Here is a 15,958-nt window from a genome sequence, read left to right as displayed (position 1 = left end):
TCCCAGACGGGCGGGAGGAGATTCCCTTTCGCCCTTTTTCAGCGACAGGTCTGCCCAAAGGAGCATCCATGAACGACATCAACGCCATTTTGTATGAAGCCCTGATCCAGAACCGTGAAGATCAGGTGCTGGTGCCGCAGGTGGCCACCATGGCAGGCATGGCGGCACGAACCGTCTACGAATACTGCTCCGACCCCCGCCGCACTCCGGACATCCGGGCCATCCGTGCGGCCTTTGCCGTGACCGGCAGCCCCACCATCAAAATGCTGCTGGAACCGCCGGGATGGCGGCTGATGCCGGTTTCTGATCTGGCCACACCCGGAACGAACAGCCTCAGCCATGAAATCGAAGATGTGGTCATCCAGACCGGTGCGCTCATGCAGCACCTCCGGGACGGGCTGATGTCCAGAGAAACCGCCACCGTGATGAAAACCTCGCGGCTCATCGGCAATCTGGAGCGGGAGGTGATGGAAGTCCGCAGGCTTTTTGAAGACCTCATCCGAAAGGGGGGAACATGGGAAAGCTGATCGCCGTATCCGGCACCCACGGCGTGGGCAAGTCTGTCCGCGTTCTGGAGCTGGCCGAAGAAATGAAGATGCAGCATCCCGGCGCTGCGGTGGGCCTCATTCAGGAGCTGGCCGCCTGCTGCCCCATGCCCGTGAACCAGCACACAACGCCCGAGGCCCAGCGCTGGATTTTTGCCACCCAGCTTGCCCAGGAGCTGGAAATGCTCTGCCGCTATGATCTGGTGATCTCGGACCGCAGCGCGGTGGATGCCATTGCCTACACCCATGCCGCAGGTTTTTTTCGGCTGGCCAAGGGCATGATGGGCCTGGTGGAAAGCCATCTGCCCCTGTACGAGCGCATTCACTTCCGCATGAGCGGCAAAAATGACTTTCACTTTGCCGATGGGGTTCGGGACGGGTGCCGCGATTTTCGGCTGCGGGTGGAGCGCACCATGCTGGACATTTATGCCCGTCTGGGACTTGGTAAGGGATCTCCGGGCTTTGTGCTGGAGTAAGGGGGAAACATGGAAGATTTCATTGCTTTGACAATAAAGAGAAAAAGGCTTTTGTCTCAGCTTATGAAACGAAAAGCCCTGAACCTTGAAGGCCCTGAAAAGCGCGTGATGCACCTCAGGGCCAGACTGGCAGATCTGGATGCAGACAGGCTTGAGAAAAGATACGGGACGCCGGTTTGACTTTTTAGCAAAGCTGGGAGAACGCTATGGGAAAAGCCGTTGAATTCTTAAATCCCGAAGAGCGGGGCCGCATTGCCTCCGAATGCTTTGCCGTGGATCGCAGGGCCTCGTCTCCCGGTGAAATCCGGGGGCTTTGTCCTTTTCACAATGAAAAGAACCCCTCCTTTTCCTATGCCCCTGAAAAAGACCTTTTCCACTGCCTTGCCTGCGGAGAGTCCGGCGATCTCATCAGACTCTGGGCCAATGCCCAGGGCATAACGGACAGCAAGGAAGGCTTCAGCGCCTTCTGCAAAAAATTCAAACCCGATGAGACCGAAACCGAAGCCCTTCCCACATCGGGCGAACTGGAAGAGGCCTGGGATCGCTTTCCCGCCCTTCCCCAAAACATGGTGGACAGGCTGATCCGGGAGCGAAGCTGGTCGGAGGATGCCATCCGCAGTCTGGATCTGCGCCTCCAGACTTTGCGCTGGAACCGCCGTGTCGGGGCCTTCATGCCCGAAAGCACTCCCTGCCGCATCGCCATGGTGGTGCGGGATGCGAAAGGCCAGATCCGCAACATCCGTTCCTATCTTCCCGGTGCCAGAGAATTCAAGCTCATCTCCGCTGCGCGGGGGCTGGGCCAGAGCCGTTTGTGGCCCGAACCCAGCAAATGGAAGGAAGGGCCTGTCTGGCTTTTGGAAGGCGAGCCGGACGTGGTCTGCGGCTGGGCCCATGGTCTGAATGCCGTGACCCAGACCGCAGGAGCGGGTTTCTGGAAGCGGAGCTTTTCCAGGTTTTTCGAAGACCGGGACGTGGTGGTGGCCTACGATGCCGATGGCAAGGGCATCCGGGGTGCCGAGATGGTGGCGGGACATCTTTCTAAAGTAGCCAAATCCGTTCGTATTCTGCGCTGGCCGGATTTCATGGGCAGGCAGAACGGATCATGGCCGGAAGATCATGGTCAGGATCTGACAGACTGGTTTGCAAAGCACCGCCGGGGTCTTCAGGAGCTGGAAGAGCTGCTCATCGAAGCCACCCGGGTCAAATCCACACGGGGCAGGCTGGAGTCTCTGGAACGCTTCATGGGTACGGACGGCAATTTCAAATCCGCCCTTCTGGCCCGTGAAATGATGGAGGAAATGGAGCTGATCTCCGATCCTTTGTCCGGCCTCATCTATAAGTGGAACGGCCAGTTCTGGGAAGAAATCAATATGGCCTACATCCGCCGCAGGGCGCTTCTGCTGCTGGGGGAAGAAGCCACCACCAGCCGGGTGACGGACGTGGTCTCCCAGATCCGGGATCTCTCCACCCTGCCCCAGGGCAGCGGTATGGACCCCTTTCCCCATGTGCTCTGCCTGCAAAACGGCATGCTGGATCTGAACACTTATGAGCTTATGCCCCACAAGCGGGAGTTCTACGCCACCCACATGCTGGGCGTGCCCTTTCTCCCCAAAGCCACCTGTGACCGCTGGCTGCGTTTTCTCGAAGAAACCATTCAGGATGAACACAGCATCCGCGTGGCCCAGGAGTGGGCGGGGTATTGCCTGACTCAGGAAGTTTTTATGGAAAAGGCCCTGCTGCTCTATGGCCGGGGCTCGGACGGAAAATCCAAGTTCATCTCCATTCTTCAGGCGTTGGTGGGGGAGAAAAACTGCTCCGCCGTCAACATGGCGGATCTGGAAGATCAGTTCTACCGCGCCTCCCTCTTTGGCAAGCTGCTGAACACCTCCACGGAGACCGAGGGCAAGGCCTTTGCCTCCAGCTCTTTCAAGGCCATTGTGAGCGGTGACATGATCTCCGCCGCATTCAAGAACAAAGACCCCTTTGAATTCAAACCCCGCTGCAAGCTGGTGTTCGCCTGTAACCGCTGGCCACGGGTTTTGGACAATACCGATGGTTTTATCCGCCGCCTTCTGACCATCGCGTTCAAAAAGCAGTTTAAAGGCGCAGACAGAGATTTACACTTGCAGGAAAAACTCATGGCCGAACTTCCGGGGATCTTCGCCTGGTCGCTTGTCGGGCTGGACCGCTTGCGAAGGCAAAAGGATTTTACGGATTCTGCGGACATGCGGCGCACCCTCATGGAATACAGCTACGAGAACAACCCCGTTTTAGGCTTTGTCTCGGACTGTTGCAGGGTAGTGCCGGTTTACGAAGGGGAAAGCATGGAAGTCAGCCAGAGTGTCCTTTACGAAAAGTACAGGGACTTCTGCGGCAAGTGCGGTTTTGGACCTATGAATCTCAATCACTTTACCCGTGAACTCAAAATAGTAGTGCCATCTGCCATGGTGTCACGCCGCCGATCGGGCCTGAGTCGGGAAAGAGTGTACAAAGGGGTGGTCCATGACCCGAACTGATTCCCCCGCACCCCCTTCAGAAAAAAGGACGACCCTTCCAATGGGTCACATGTGGGTCGCGTGCGGGTCGCATGGTGGTCACTTTGGGCCTCCAAGAAAAAGCATGGGAATCAGCATGTTATCTGGGGTGGGTCGCGTGGGTCGCATGGAATCCAAGTCCTTACGCGTACGCGCGCATGCGGACAGGGTGGGGACGGGTATCGTTTAGCCGCCGGAGCTGTTTCAATGGAAATCCATGCGGCCCATGCGACCCACTTGGCTTAATTTACTGATTTAACTTGGTTTAAAAAAAAGCAGTTATGGATTTTATGCGACCCCCATGCGACCCAAAAGAGAAGAAACACCGGAGATTGCTGAAAAATGACGCGACCCAGTCTTCTTGAAAAGTTCCCGGAGATGAGAATCCATGAAAGGGAAATTCAAACACCCCAGTTGCTGCGCTGGCAGGACAGCCCGCCTGTGGTGGCCCTTTCCTCCCATCTTCGGAGCTGGCCGGAATCCGGCATCCGACTGGTTCAGGACAGCTCCGGCAATCTCTGCATCCAGGCCCGGCCAGGCGTCTCGCCCATAGAGACGACCCGCTGGGAGTTTTTCCGGAACGCCGTGGCACTGGTCACAATGGCGCGTCCGGACCTGGAATCCCTGCTGGAGAACGGGGCTTTTGCCCTGCCGGTCAGCGATGTGGCTGTCTTCGAAGCGGCCAAGGTACTCCCTGGCCCCCAGCCCTGCACGGGGCGCGGAGGCGCGAGCTTCATGCACAGTGAAAACCGAAAACGGAACGGAAAACGGAAAAGTCTGTAATTCCGGAGGTTTTTTGGGGAATTCCGTCATGGAACTGACGCTGCAAAAAGAGTTCCCGCCTTAGGGGCCAGCAGCTCAAACCCTTAAAACCCGCCGGAAAGTGCGCAAAAAAGGTACCCGCTGGAGGGGCCTGTCGTTCGCAAAGAAAAGTCCAGCCACCGGGCTGGCGTCAGTACCCGGCCCATCGGGGTCGGTCGGGAACGCAAAGGTACCCGCTTAAAGGGGCCTGTCGTTCGCAAAGAAAAAAGTCCGGCCATTGGGCTGGCAGTCCCCGGCCCATCGGGGTCGGTCGGGAACGCAAAGGTACCCGCTGGAGGGGCCTGTCGTTCGCAAAAAAAAGTCCGGCCATCGGGCTGGCGGATACCCGGCTGAAGAGGCCGGAAGGAGCGCACAAAGGTTCCCGCTTAAAGGGGCCTCGCGCAGGTTTTGGCTTGAGGATTCATGGAAGGAGAAGGGATGGAGGAGACCCCGCCTGAAAGGGAGTTCAAGACCCTGATGGACGTCCTGCGCTTTTTGCAGGGAGAGGGCTTTTCCATCGAAAAGACCAAGCTCTATCAGGATCAGAAAACCGGGCTGATCCGCTACAAAAAGGGCCAGCCCATTACGGAAACGGAGGTTCTGGCCTATGTGGCCAGATCCGAGCTGGAAAAGACCGATGGCGGCAGCCCTGTCACCGCCGCCCGTCAGCTGGAAAAGGACAACGCCGCCAAGCGTGCTCTGGCGCTGGAGCTGATGGCCCAGAAAAGGGAGATGGTGGCCCTTCAGCTGGCACGGGAAAGAAAAAAGCTGGTGGACAGAAACGAGGTGGATCAGATGCTGGTGGGCCTGCTTCAGATCCTCGACACCTCGGCCAAGCAGCTCATGGATCGCCTGATGCCGGACATCGCCCGCATGGTGGGCGGAGACGGCGCAAAAGCCAACCTTGGCCGGGATCTGCTCCGTCAGGAGTGGGATGCCATGATGCACCGGCTGTCCCGCACGGAAGCCTTTGAGCTGAAGTACGCGGACGAAGAAAAAGAGTTTCTGGAAGAAGGATAGCCCCATGGAAATGCAGCAGCCCATCCCCTGCTGGATGCCGGAGACCTACCGCAGCGTCATCCGCCATTCAGGCCACAGCATCCGCTTTCAGCCCCTTCCGGGGGTACGGCGGGTGATGCGGAGACCTGCGCCCATGTCCATTGCAGACTGGTCGGAACGCTACCGCTACGTCTCCCTTTCGGCCATCGAAGGCCCGTGGCGGCACGAGAACGCGCCCTGGGCCGAGGGCATCATGGAGATTCTGGATTTTCCCTCTGTGGTGAAGGTGGGGCTGTGCAAGTCCGTGCAGTCCGCAGGAACGGAAACCGCCCTGAACATGGTCGGCTCCCGCATCGATCAGCAGAGTGCGAAGGTGATTTTTGTGTATCCGGACAAGGACACGGGCCGCAATGTCATGAAAAAGCGCATCGTGCCCATGATCCGCCATACCCGGCAGCTGTCCCGGCACCTCACGGGGTATGTGGATGATGTGCAGGGGCTTTCGGTGCAGCTGGCCCACACCTGGATCAAAATCGGCTGGTCGGGGTCTCCGGCAAGCCTTGCCTCGGATCCGGCAGACACCGTGGTGCTGGACGAGGTGGACAAGTACATGCCCTTCACCTCCAACAAAGCCGAGGCCGGGCCCATCGAGCTTGCGGAAAAGCGCACCACCACCTTCCGCCGTCTGGGGCGGGCGAAGATCTTCATGCTCTCCACGCCCACCACGGAGAACGGCCCCATCTGGAAGTTCATGGAAGAGGAGGCGGAGCTGATCTTTGACTGGCACGTCCGCTGCCCGGACTGCGGCAGGGAGCAGAAGATGGCCTTCAGCCGCATCCGATGGCCCGAAGGCAGCGCTGCGGACGCCTCCCGTGTGGAATCCCAGCATCTGGCATGGTACGAGTGCAGCCACTGCCCCTCCCACTGGGACGATGAAAAGCGGGACATGGCCGTGCGCCACGGCAGATGGCGCTCACGGGATAAGGGCCTTTCCATTTCCGCTGCCCTGCAATCTTGCCGCCCCAGCCGTGTGGGCGTGCATTTTCCCGGATGGAATTCCCTTTTTGTGACCCTTTCGGAATGTGCGGCCTCCTTTCTCCGGGGGCTTACCAGCAAATCCGCCTTACGGGATTTCTGGAACAACTACGCGGCCGAACCCTGGAAGATTGTTCTGGAATCCACCTCCGAGGCCGAAGCCCTCAAGGCCCGCTGCTCCCTTGCCCCCGGCATGGTGGCAAACGGGGCCGTGGCCCTCACCTGCGGCATCGATCAGCAGCACGGGGGCTTTTTCTGGGTGGTTCGCGGCTGGGACAGGCACTTCAACTCCTGGCTGGTGGAAAGCGGATTCTCGCCGGACGAGGCGGATCTGGATCATCTTTTGTATGAGCGGAGCTGGCCCATCGACGGAGAACCGGGCTTACGGATGAAGATCTGGCGGGCGGCCCGAGATTCCGGGGGCAACGCCTACGATACGGGCCAGACCATGCGGGACGAGGCTTATCTCTGGTTGGACAGCCGCTGGGGCCTCTGCCGTGGGTGTCAGGTCTGGGTGACCAAGGGCGCATCCACCAGCCTTCCCAGCTTCAGCAAGCTGGGAAACCCCCTGCGCCAGACCCGATCCGGCAAGAAGCTGCGCTCCGGCGCGCGCCTCATGCTGCTGGACCCCAACCGGCTCAAGACCTCCTTTTTCGAGCGTCTGGAAAACGCCATTCAGGGCCGTGGCCATGCGGGCTATCTCCATGAGGGTGTGGCCGAAGGATCGGACTATCTGCGCCAGATCACGGCGGAAGAGCTTCGGGAAGAGGCGGGGCGGCAGGTCTGGGTGCAGCTTCGAAAGGACAATCATTTTCTGGATTGTGAGTGCATCGCTCTGGCTCAGGCCCTGTGGGAATGGCCCGGCGGCGGCGTGAACCTTCTTCAGGATCGGGTGAATGTGGTGGAAGAAGCCGCCCCGCCGCCTCCGCCCCGGAGACCGAAGGGGGAAAGGCCGGAGAAGGGGCGCAAGCTTCCCGGATGGCGGGACAGGATGTGAACCATGGAATTTTTTACAACGGACAACATAAAGGAGGCAGCATGAAACCCAGCCCTACGGCCCTTGTGGGCTTAAAAGAAATTTGTGCCTATGCGCGTATGAGTGCGCCGAGGCTGAAGATTGCCATTCAGGTACATGGCTTTCCTGCCAAGCAGCTCATCGGAACGGAGTGGCAGTCGGACATGCAGCTGGTGGATGAATGGCGGCGGGAGAGGATTGGAAGGGGTGCAGCGTGAGGGAAAACAGGAAAAAAAGGAGAAGACCATGAAAACGGAAAATATTTCAGAGGAAATGATCGAAAAGCTGTACTGGGCGGCTGTGCATTTCAGGGATTTTATCGCCATGCAGCCGAATGCCACCCCCGTGATCTGGTGCGGGGACAGGAAAAGCCGGGTGGTGGATATGCCGCACTATAAAAGCGCCTGTGAGGCGGTGAGGGAGTTTGAGATGGAGGCTTACGGTAAAACGCTGGATGAGGGGAAGCTTTTTGGGGAGGATGCGCCTGTGGAAGTGAAAGGGGATGCTGTGGATTCAGCAGAAACGAAGGATGGGAGCGGGAAAAGTTTCACGCCCAGATTCCGTCTGATATTTATGGGGTCAAAAATTCCTGATTTTGAGAACTCGGAAAAAGAGGATGAACTTTTTCTCAAAAAACTTGAAAGTATACGCTGGACAGTGCCTTTGGGGGGTGGTTCAAGGGTATAAAGATATGGATCTGATCCATTTTACTCATCATCATTATCAATAAAACAATCTAAAAAATAATTAGTTCGTTCTGTGCCACGAGCAATGTTGATTACTTTGTTTCTTAAAAAATAAGCCGTTACACTACTTCCTACTGTATGTTTTCTGACTTCTTCAAAAAGAGATACCGGATAAATTGCTTTAATATTAATACCATCTTTAGTTATTATATCAATCTTATTATAAAGACTGACCATACTTATAATGCCGGTAATTTTTAGAGGGCTTAATTTTTGTGTTTTAATTTGCTCTATTCTATTTTTCCAAGATACCAAAATGTCGTTATTAGATTCCCATTTATGATTTATGCCTTCTTCATCTGTCCAACTAAAATCAATAGAAAGACCATTATTAATCATCATTGAAAAAAGATCATGAAAATTCTTCAAGCTTTTTATTCCAATATTTTCATATTTTTCCATCAGAGATTCAACCGAATCAGTCGAAAGTGTTTCGAATATACTATTCAGGGTCATATCTGCTAGGTTTTCATTAAAGATATCAGCCTGAGGAGCGTTTGCGGTGAAATAAAATCGTGTTGAACCACCAGTGTATGCACCCATTGAATATTGTATGATATTATCAATCTCTTTTGGTTTTCTTCTTTTTTCTATTCCATAATTTATTCGTGATGATGCGTTAATCAAAGCATTGTAAATTGTTGTCAAAGTACTATTTACTAGACGCAGTGGCATCTTTCCGAATGTTGCCTTAGATCCTTTTACGCGTGCTTCTAATATTTCACAACCTCTTAAATTTCGGTACTCTGTTAATTGATCTGTCAATTGTAACACTTCAGCACTTAAGCTTTTAATCATCAATTTTGTTGAGAAGGTATCTTTGTTTTCTGATTGTTCTAAAGTGATGATGTGTTTATTTATGAGATATATTTTTTCTTTTATGCTTTTTGTCATAGCGTTAGCCCTCTGACTTTCAAAGCAATAGCACCCTTTGGCTTTTCATCTCGCGTAAAACAATACCACCCACGCCAATAACTACGCAAATTTTGATCTTCAATAGTACAAAATCTAATATCGGTCATAAACCTAATTTTTGTTGTAATGGGATCGTTAAATATCATTTCCATAGTATTCTGTTTATCATTAGATAATGAATTTACAGTGGTAGCTGAAGCAAAAGCTACTGCATCAATATCATCCGGCTCATTTTTTTTTGTTACACAGGAACCATCTATCCAAATCTCTTCAATAACATCTATCATTATTATCAAACGAAGAAAGTCCAGAAATCGATTATAAATTTCTTTTCTTCTATTCGACATTGGAAAGCTTTCAACAAAATCTGATCTTAACTGATCTAAAGTCACTTCATGTATCCCTGCTGGAAGCAAGGGCTCATACTCTTTTTTCAACTTTTCTCTCCTCGGTTCTAAAGGCCTGCCTAAAAAACATCATACAGACTTGTACAACATGCAGAGTAAGAAGTAATACACTCCACAAACCCCACAGCACCCTCTAAAAAACGATCCTTTTCCATACCCCACCTCTCCGCCCCTGACAAGCCCCCGCGTTCGTTTTCCGTAATTTTCTTCCATTTTCCCCCATCCGCAACAGCGTCTTGACATTCCATTCCGGTCTGGGTACAGTTTTCATGCTGCGGCAAAAAACCGCAGTCGGGATTCGCACCCCCGAAAGCAGAGGAGCTAGCGCCCTCCACCATGAAAGAAATGCAGGCGCATTTTTTGCGCCCTTGCTCACCCTTATGGCGGAGCTGTGCGGGGCTTCTTCGGAAGCGCCGGTTCTCCTTTGCCCGGTAGTGCGAACCCGCTCAGCTCCGTCTCCCTTTTCGCACAAGGGCGGCGGATTCCCAGCTATCACCAGCAAAGGAGACCGTCATGACACAGAACCTGCCCACCACTGATTTCACTTTTCAGAATCACACTGTAAGAACCCTCACCGAAGAAGACGGAAGCCTCTGGTTTGTTGCCAGAGATGTTTGCGATGCCCTGGGTATTTCGTGGAGGGGTAACACACTGGACAGCATTCCGGAAAACTGGAGGGGGATGCGGAGTTTCCGCACCCCCCTCCAGAACCAGCACGGGGTGTACGGCGAACAGGATCAGGAGTTCGTCACCATCAACGAACCCGCCCTGTACAAGCTGGCCTTCCGCTCCAACAAACCCGCCGCCGAAGATTTCACCAACTGGGTGGCCTCGGAAGTGCTTCCCGCCATCCGCAGAACAGGCCGCTTTTCCGTAACGCCTCCGGCCCTTGCCACGGAAGCCCCGGACAGGGAAGACCAGATCCGCCTTGCCCGGAAGCTCGTGACGCAGGTGAACGCCATCCTCGGGGATCTGCCTGCCCTCAGCCGCCTGTATCAGGATCTGGGGGTTTCCATGAACGATGTCCTCCGCACCCTCTGCGTCCTCAGCCCGGACATCCACCACGAAGCCTATCTCCAGTCCCTACGGGATTATGACTCCGCAGCACGGCTCCGGCCCTGATCCATCAACAAAGCCCCTGCATCCTTTTCGGTGCGGGGGCTTTTGCGTCCGGGGTTCAGCAATGCTTTGGGGCTGACCCCTGTTGGCAATAGCGGACACAAATTATGCTGTACATTGTAGTCTGGTTTCTTGATTCCGGTATTGAGGCGGAGATCGATATCCTGACCTTTTCTGCTTTCGAACCGATGGCAATGAATCAGTTTTGCATTTTAAGTTTTTTTAACGAACTCTGATTTTAGTTTCATGGCACCAATGCCATCAATTTTGCAGTCAATATTGTGATCCCCCTCAACTATGCGAATATTCTTTACCTTTGTACCTACTTTAACCGCAGATGAAGAGCCTTTAACCTTCAGGTCTTTAATAACTGTTACAGAATCACCATCAGTCAGAACATTGCCGTGCGCATCTTTAACTATGATACCCTCTGCATCTGTATCTATGTTCGATTTTGACCATTCATGGCCACACTCAGGACAAACATATAAATTTCCATCATCATATGTATAGGCAGAATTGCATTTTGGGCAATTTGGATATTCACTCATCTTTTACTTTCCTTTATTTGGCGAACGTTTAAATCAGCCGCGCGGTTTTTTGTGTCGGCTGTGCAGTAGTCTTGTTCGGCCTGCTTTTTACTCTTTTTCTTTTGGGCCGAGTTTGTTCAGATCCTTATCGTACATTGCCACCAGCAATAACTCTCCTTTGCCATCCACACGGAACTGTCCGTACTCTGCAGGCTGATAGTATTTGCCATGACCTTCCTGGAAAAAGTAGGCGTTGGTGGCAAATTTCACGGTACCGTTACGAACACGGTAGCGTAAAAGGACTTCATTGTCTGAAAGGGGCTGATCTTTATAAAGGCTTTTGAAAGTACCGATGTTTCGTTCATCCTGGCTGGCCACCACGAAACCGTCCGACGCTGCAACATCATGCCGCCATCGTCGGCGATCTTTTGTTTTTGGAAGAATCTTATAAACTTCATCGGCTAGACGAAAGCGCAGAGCCATATAGTCACCCTGCATCAGTGAGCGAGGATCTACAGGTGCCAGTTCAAGATATACCTCTTTACCTTCTGATAAATGTTTTTCCTTCCCGGCAATAGACCAGTTCACAAGAGCCAAAATAACAAGAAGAGAAGCGATAGCGATTTTCTTATGCATGGAGCACCTCTTTTTGTGCTGGGAAAATCCTGATCAGTAACCACCGAACAAAGAGCAAAATTAACCCGACCATGAGTAAAGACAGGGATTTCTCCATTAATGTCGTATCAAGCAGGTAATAGTACGAAGAGATATAAAACAGGAGAGATACAATTCCCAAACCAAGGAGAACGCGATTTGCACAGAAAAAACCGAGGCAGATGATCACCATCCCCACGGTTATCCCTTGAACATTCATGGATAACACGCAAATTAGAAGGGTGGCCAATAAGGTTGTGATTGACAAACGGCCTTTTAGCGGTTGTCCATACCGCTGCAATAAATTCCAGACAACGTATAGAGTAACAACGCCGATCATGAGCTCACCAAGCCATGGCTGGGTAAAGAACTCATGTCTTTGAGAGAGGATCCGGCCAGATGTGCTATAACCAAGAAGGGTTGTCCCTTTCAATGCAATAAGAGCGAGAACAAGTCCGTATCCGATGGCTCTTATCTTTTTCATCTGTTGTGGGTAGCGGAATTCGTTGAGCCAGCAGTACGAAGTACCAAACATAACGATACCGCCAATAATATAAGGGATATGCATTTCAGTGAGTGCCATTGACAAAGCTATTGGCGCAACCAGAGCAGAAACTACGCTATGAACAAAGCTGGGCATCAACGCAACCAGCGCGGTTTGCAGCATAGCAATCAGGATCCATGTCAGGACTTCATTATGATCGGCAAGGTCGAATATAGCGTAGATAATTAGAGCCTGCCCTGCCAGACTTGTCGCCAGGCCCAAATGTTCAAAGAATTCATTGGCTGGAATACGTAACACGTAAAAAGCACCAGCTATCATTAACATCCCGACTATGCCAGCTACATCAGCATTTCTAAAAACAAACTCGAAAGCGGCGCCGATAAACCCAAGAATAAAGATTGCCGCCAGCCAACCGGAGAAAGCCAGAAGAACTTTCACGTACCAGGGAGATCCTAAAACTTTATTTTCAGGTTGCTCACCCTGAACGATCCCTTGTTCGTGCAGGAGATCCCATATTCGATTGCTCATGACCGACACTCCCGATGAACATTTTTAAGCCATAATGCCGCACCACCGCCCATGCCGATAACGATGAAAGCAAGAAACAGAAAAGCCCCTGCGTCACCATGGTGCAGCATATGTTTACCCAGGAATGAAACTGTTACTGTTATTGTGGATAAACAGCAGCCAGCAAGCATAAAGAGATCTGGTTTTATCTTTCTATAAATATAGTACATTGCAAACAGCCATAGCACCCATACCAGACCGGGATAACCGACTACCTCCTGATGGTCAAAAATTGATAATAAAACCAGCCAAGTCAAGGGGGTACCGGAACCGACAGCCAGTAGCCGAATGGCCCACCGTTCCGATAGCCATTGCCAGGTTGTTGCCAATAACTGCCATGAGACAAATGCAAGGGTGTTAAAAAGAAATGCTATCCACATCATGGCTGACTCGGAGCTGAAAACAAAACCGAATATCCCCCGGAAGGTCAGGTAATACAAGATGATGGATACATTCATGAGTGCGACCCAGACGATCCAGATCGCAGGAAAGCGCCCGACAACAGCCCATGGCAACATCAGCAGAGCCCAACTGAAGAACAGCTGCCACGGGTCGGCACCGGTCTGATAGGTCTGACCATATAACGCCAACAAAACACCCAGGGAAAGTGTTGCCACAAGAATCGAAACCTTGCTGGCGATGGAGTCTTCAGCCAGTTTACAGTATGCGACAACGGCCAAAACAATAACCCCCTCCACCATACCGAATTTGGAAAAATGCCCTAAGTCTTTCCAGTTGTATGCGATAAAGAACATGACCGCAAAGACCAGCGCGAGGCCACCAAGCCAAAGCAGGAGATGATCGATAAAAGTCCGCCAGTTTTTGCCTTCGGGTGTGAGTTTTACGACGGAAAGGGCAATGTCGATTTTCTCTTCTGGTATGACTCCCTGCTCTATCAATTCGATGAATTGCCTGCGAGGTGTACCCATAAATTGAGCCTTTTCTCTTTGTTATTGTTTGTCAGCCGAACGTGGAGTTCAGCGGTGCAGCTTTTCCCAGTCCGCGTTCATGTTGTTGTTATGTAACTGTTTCAGAAATTTTTTGTATCATCTGCTTTGCAAATGGTGGTAATCCAGATGTATCCAAAATCTCAAATGTCTCCCGCCAGTTGATAATTTCATGAGAAGCACTATTGGTGCTTTTTGAAACAAGAAACATGAATTTTGTTTTAATACCCAATAGCTCTTCCATCATGTACTTTTGTAATTTTGTTTGCCCAACCCGGTTTATTTTTCTTTCAGTAAATATTATTTGATCTTTTTGTGATGAAGGATACTGTCCTTCACCTGATTCATACTTGGCCTCAATACATAATGCAGTGTTTTTATCAATGTGAATGACAATATCCGGCTTTATATTGAAAGACCATTTGAACATACATACTTTTATGAAATCTTCATCGTCAAAGTTATCAGAATATTTTGTTATTGCCCAGTTACTCGGGCTTTCAATATATTCGGTAGAAGGCTTCCCACTTGTTCCAAAAATTCGGTTTATATCAACGATTGGTTTGTTTAGAATGACGTCAATATCTTTGATTGGAAGAAGGTTTCTGATTATTGCCTTTTTAGTCTCGTTATCAGAAATCTGAAACCACAAGTCCCTGAGAAATGAATATTCAAAGTATATTCCGAAATCTGGGCCAAGTGTATGAACATTAAATCCACATCGATTAAGAAATTTGATGGTATTTTCTACTTTGCAGAGAACTGTAAACAATATAGCGGTATAATTTCTTTCCTCTCTATTAATTTCACAGTAATTTGGATCTATCTTTGCAATATCTCTAAAATTCATTAAATTCTCCTGTTTGATCATTTGCATAACGCCGCCCTTCACCCGGCGGGCGGAAAGCCCGAAAAAAGCTGAAAGGACGAAAATGTTTGTTAAAGTAAAATCCTTTAAAAAAGTCGCGCCGTAAGCCCGGTCGGCTGTGAAAGGGCATTGTTAGCCATTTGTATCTTTGCTTTTGCGTATCCTAAAATAGCATAAAATCCATAAGACATTCATTATTACAGTATAGGATATTACGTATTTAGCTACGCTTATATTTGCAATATTTGTATAATTCATTGACCGATATGCTTTTGCTGCAATTTTTTTTAAATCGTCATCGATTGTATGTTCTTCGATAGCTTTAGAAAGTTGTTTTGTAGTAATAGTATTTGATGTTTCAGGCCAATATGTTAGAAAGAAAAGCAAGAATGAAATACTTAGAATAAAACCGAATATGCACGATATCTTCATTGTTTTCATTGAACTTTTCATTTTTATTTATCTTTACTAAGGGCTGACAAAACATTATACAGCCCACAGCACCCTCAAAAAACGATCCTTTTTCATATCCCCCCTATCCGCGTTCAGCGGCCACCTATAGAAGAAATGCAGGCGTATTTTTTCTGGAGGACTGCTATTGCTTGATCCCGTTTCCTGAATTACCGCAACGACTTTACTTCAAATAAGGACTGCCCCTATCGATACAATATGAACTTCCTCAAAGAATAAAAAAAATGGCGGGAAGGATGGGCAGCCCTTTCCTGTCGCGGATGAAATCAAGTATGTAGCTTAAATTTATGGACTTTTAGTCTTAACTTAGTTCATCTTACTCTGGCTTATTTTATTTTACCTTCAGACTTAAGCTCATCATGAGCTTTCATAAGTCTTTTCATTATTTCCTGTCCATCTGTGACTTTCTTGCTGATGTGGAGATAAAGATCAATATTTTTTAAGGTCGCTTTTTTGATGCCTTGGATATTTAGCTTTGAAATAGTCTCACTTGCAGGATCACTATAATTCAGAATGAAAGGAGCTCGCCCTGCCTGCAGCATTTGAAATGCGGATTCATGGCTGTTGGAAGTTATTGTTTTTATATTGTTCTTGGGATCTTCAAGAAACTGTAACTACTCCAAAAGTCCGGGCATTGGTAAAAGAAGCTAAACATTCTCAGCCTGATCTGATAAAGCAAGAAGCATGTTAACACACGACGCCATAATCAAATCACTATCGGCCTCTGATCTCGAAAACCCCACGATCATGCTTTTGATCGAGATCATTCGCAATCAGCAGGAAGAAATCTCCCGGCTCAAAGATGAAATTGCCCGACTGAAGGG

General features: G+C 50.5%; 18 protein-coding genes. 10 read left to right on the top strand and 8 right to left on the bottom strand.

All coding sequences use genetic code 11. The features are described 5' to 3' along the window. The first annotated feature begins 68 nt into the window (after positions 1 to 68). The 9 genes from BR04_RS15245 (at position 69) to BR04_RS15205 (ending at position 8,092) form a co-directional block, all read left to right on the top strand. Positions 69 to 527 carry a hypothetical protein gene (locus tag BR04_RS15245; protein WP_496356884.1) on the top strand — a complete coding sequence of 153 codons (459 nt, stop codon included), beginning with the start codon at positions 69 to 71 and terminating at the stop codon, positions 525 to 527. Further along, a complete protein-coding gene (locus BR04_RS15240; protein WP_496356883.1) occupies positions 515 to 1,021 on the top strand; it encodes an AAA family ATPase in 507 nt (168 codons plus the stop codon). Before BR04_RS15245 ends, BR04_RS15240 begins: the two co-directional genes overlap by 13 nt. Before the next feature lie 9 nt (positions 1,022 to 1,030). Further along, a complete protein-coding gene (locus BR04_RS15235; RefSeq protein ID WP_496356882.1) occupies positions 1,031 to 1,201 on the top strand; it encodes a hypothetical protein in 171 nt (56 codons plus the stop codon). A 26-nt stretch (positions 1,202 to 1,227) separates the two neighbouring features. Next, positions 1,228 to 3,537 (top strand): phage/plasmid primase, P4 family, encoded by a 2,310-nt coding sequence (locus BR04_RS15230; protein ID WP_496356881.1) that lies wholly within the window; start codon positions 1,228 to 1,230, stop codon positions 3,535 to 3,537. Positions 3,538 to 3,897: 360 nt separating this feature from the next. After that, positions 3,898 to 4,338, top strand: a complete 441-nt coding sequence (locus BR04_RS15225; protein ID WP_496356880.1) for a hypothetical protein — start codon at positions 3,898 to 3,900, stop codon at positions 4,336 to 4,338. A 456-nt stretch (positions 4,339 to 4,794) separates the two neighbouring features. Next, positions 4,795 to 5,376, top strand: a complete 582-nt coding sequence (locus BR04_RS15220) for a hypothetical protein (RefSeq protein ID WP_496356879.1) — start codon at positions 4,795 to 4,797, stop codon at positions 5,374 to 5,376. A 4-nt stretch (positions 5,377 to 5,380) separates the two neighbouring features. Then, entirely contained in the window at positions 5,381 to 7,387 is a 2,007-nt protein-coding gene (locus tag BR04_RS15215) for a terminase gpA endonuclease subunit (protein WP_496356878.1), read from the top strand. Positions 7,388 to 7,428: 41 nt separating this feature from the next. Beyond that, positions 7,429 to 7,623: a hypothetical protein gene (locus BR04_RS15210; protein WP_496355189.1), complete on the top strand. Its 195-nt coding sequence runs from the start codon at positions 7,429 to 7,431 to the stop codon at positions 7,621 to 7,623. Between the two features lie 28 nt (positions 7,624 to 7,651). Then, positions 7,652 to 8,092 (top strand): hypothetical protein, encoded by a 441-nt coding sequence (locus BR04_RS15205; RefSeq protein ID WP_496356877.1) that lies wholly within the window; start codon positions 7,652 to 7,654, stop codon positions 8,090 to 8,092. A gap of 20 nt (positions 8,093 to 8,112) precedes the next feature. On the opposite strand, the gene BR04_RS15200 is transcribed toward BR04_RS15205, so the two are convergent. Both BR04_RS15200 and BR04_RS15195 read right to left on the bottom strand, forming a co-directional pair. After that, a complete protein-coding gene (locus tag BR04_RS15200; protein WP_496356876.1) occupies positions 8,113 to 9,045 on the bottom strand; it encodes a hypothetical protein in 933 nt (310 codons plus the stop codon). Further along, a complete protein-coding gene (locus tag BR04_RS15195) occupies positions 9,042 to 9,503 on the bottom strand; it encodes a DUF6932 family protein (RefSeq protein ID WP_496356875.1) in 462 nt (153 codons plus the stop codon). Before BR04_RS15195 ends, BR04_RS15200 begins: the two co-directional genes overlap by 4 nt. Positions 9,504 to 9,986: 483 nt before the next feature. Here BR04_RS15195 and BR04_RS15190 point away from each other — a divergent pair, with 483 nt between their 5' ends. After that, positions 9,987 to 10,595 (top strand): BRO-N domain-containing protein, encoded by a 609-nt coding sequence (locus BR04_RS15190; RefSeq protein ID WP_496356874.1) that lies wholly within the window; start codon positions 9,987 to 9,989, stop codon positions 10,593 to 10,595. Positions 10,596 to 10,804: 209 nt separating this feature from the next. Here the strand turns inward: BR04_RS15190 and BR04_RS15185 are convergent, their stop codons facing one another. From BR04_RS15185 to BR04_RS15160, 6 genes are all read right to left on the bottom strand, one after another. Beyond that, positions 10,805 to 11,143 (bottom strand): zinc ribbon domain-containing protein YjdM, encoded by a 339-nt coding sequence (locus tag BR04_RS15185; RefSeq protein WP_496356873.1) that lies wholly within the window; start codon positions 11,141 to 11,143, stop codon positions 10,805 to 10,807. Between the two features lie 87 nt (positions 11,144 to 11,230). Beyond that, positions 11,231 to 11,758 carry a GDYXXLXY domain-containing protein gene (locus tag BR04_RS15180; RefSeq protein ID WP_496356872.1) on the bottom strand — a complete coding sequence of 176 codons (528 nt, stop codon included), beginning with the start codon at positions 11,756 to 11,758 and terminating at the stop codon, positions 11,231 to 11,233. After that, positions 11,751 to 12,809, bottom strand: a complete 1,059-nt coding sequence (locus tag BR04_RS15175) for a DUF4401 domain-containing protein (RefSeq protein ID WP_496356871.1) — start codon at positions 12,807 to 12,809, stop codon at positions 11,751 to 11,753. The genes BR04_RS15180 and BR04_RS15175 overlap by 8 nt, the downstream gene beginning before the upstream one ends. Beyond that, positions 12,806 to 13,777 carry a DUF2157 domain-containing protein gene (locus tag BR04_RS15170; protein ID WP_496356870.1) on the bottom strand — a complete coding sequence of 324 codons (972 nt, stop codon included), beginning with the start codon at positions 13,775 to 13,777 and terminating at the stop codon, positions 12,806 to 12,808. Before BR04_RS15170 ends, BR04_RS15175 begins: the two co-directional genes overlap by 4 nt. Positions 13,778 to 13,865: 88 nt before the next feature. Beyond that, positions 13,866 to 14,645, bottom strand: a complete 780-nt coding sequence (locus BR04_RS15165; RefSeq protein ID WP_496356869.1) for a hypothetical protein — start codon at positions 14,643 to 14,645, stop codon at positions 13,866 to 13,868. Positions 14,646 to 15,460: 815 nt separating this feature from the next. Continuing rightward, positions 15,461 to 15,676 (bottom strand): hypothetical protein, encoded by a 216-nt coding sequence (locus BR04_RS15160; RefSeq protein ID WP_496356868.1) that lies wholly within the window; start codon positions 15,674 to 15,676, stop codon positions 15,461 to 15,463. Positions 15,677 to 15,958: the final 282 nt, after the last annotated feature.

This window comes from Desulfobotulus sapovorans DSM 2055, assembly GCF_059569355.1.
This window is presented reverse-complemented; position numbering and strand designations above follow the sequence as displayed.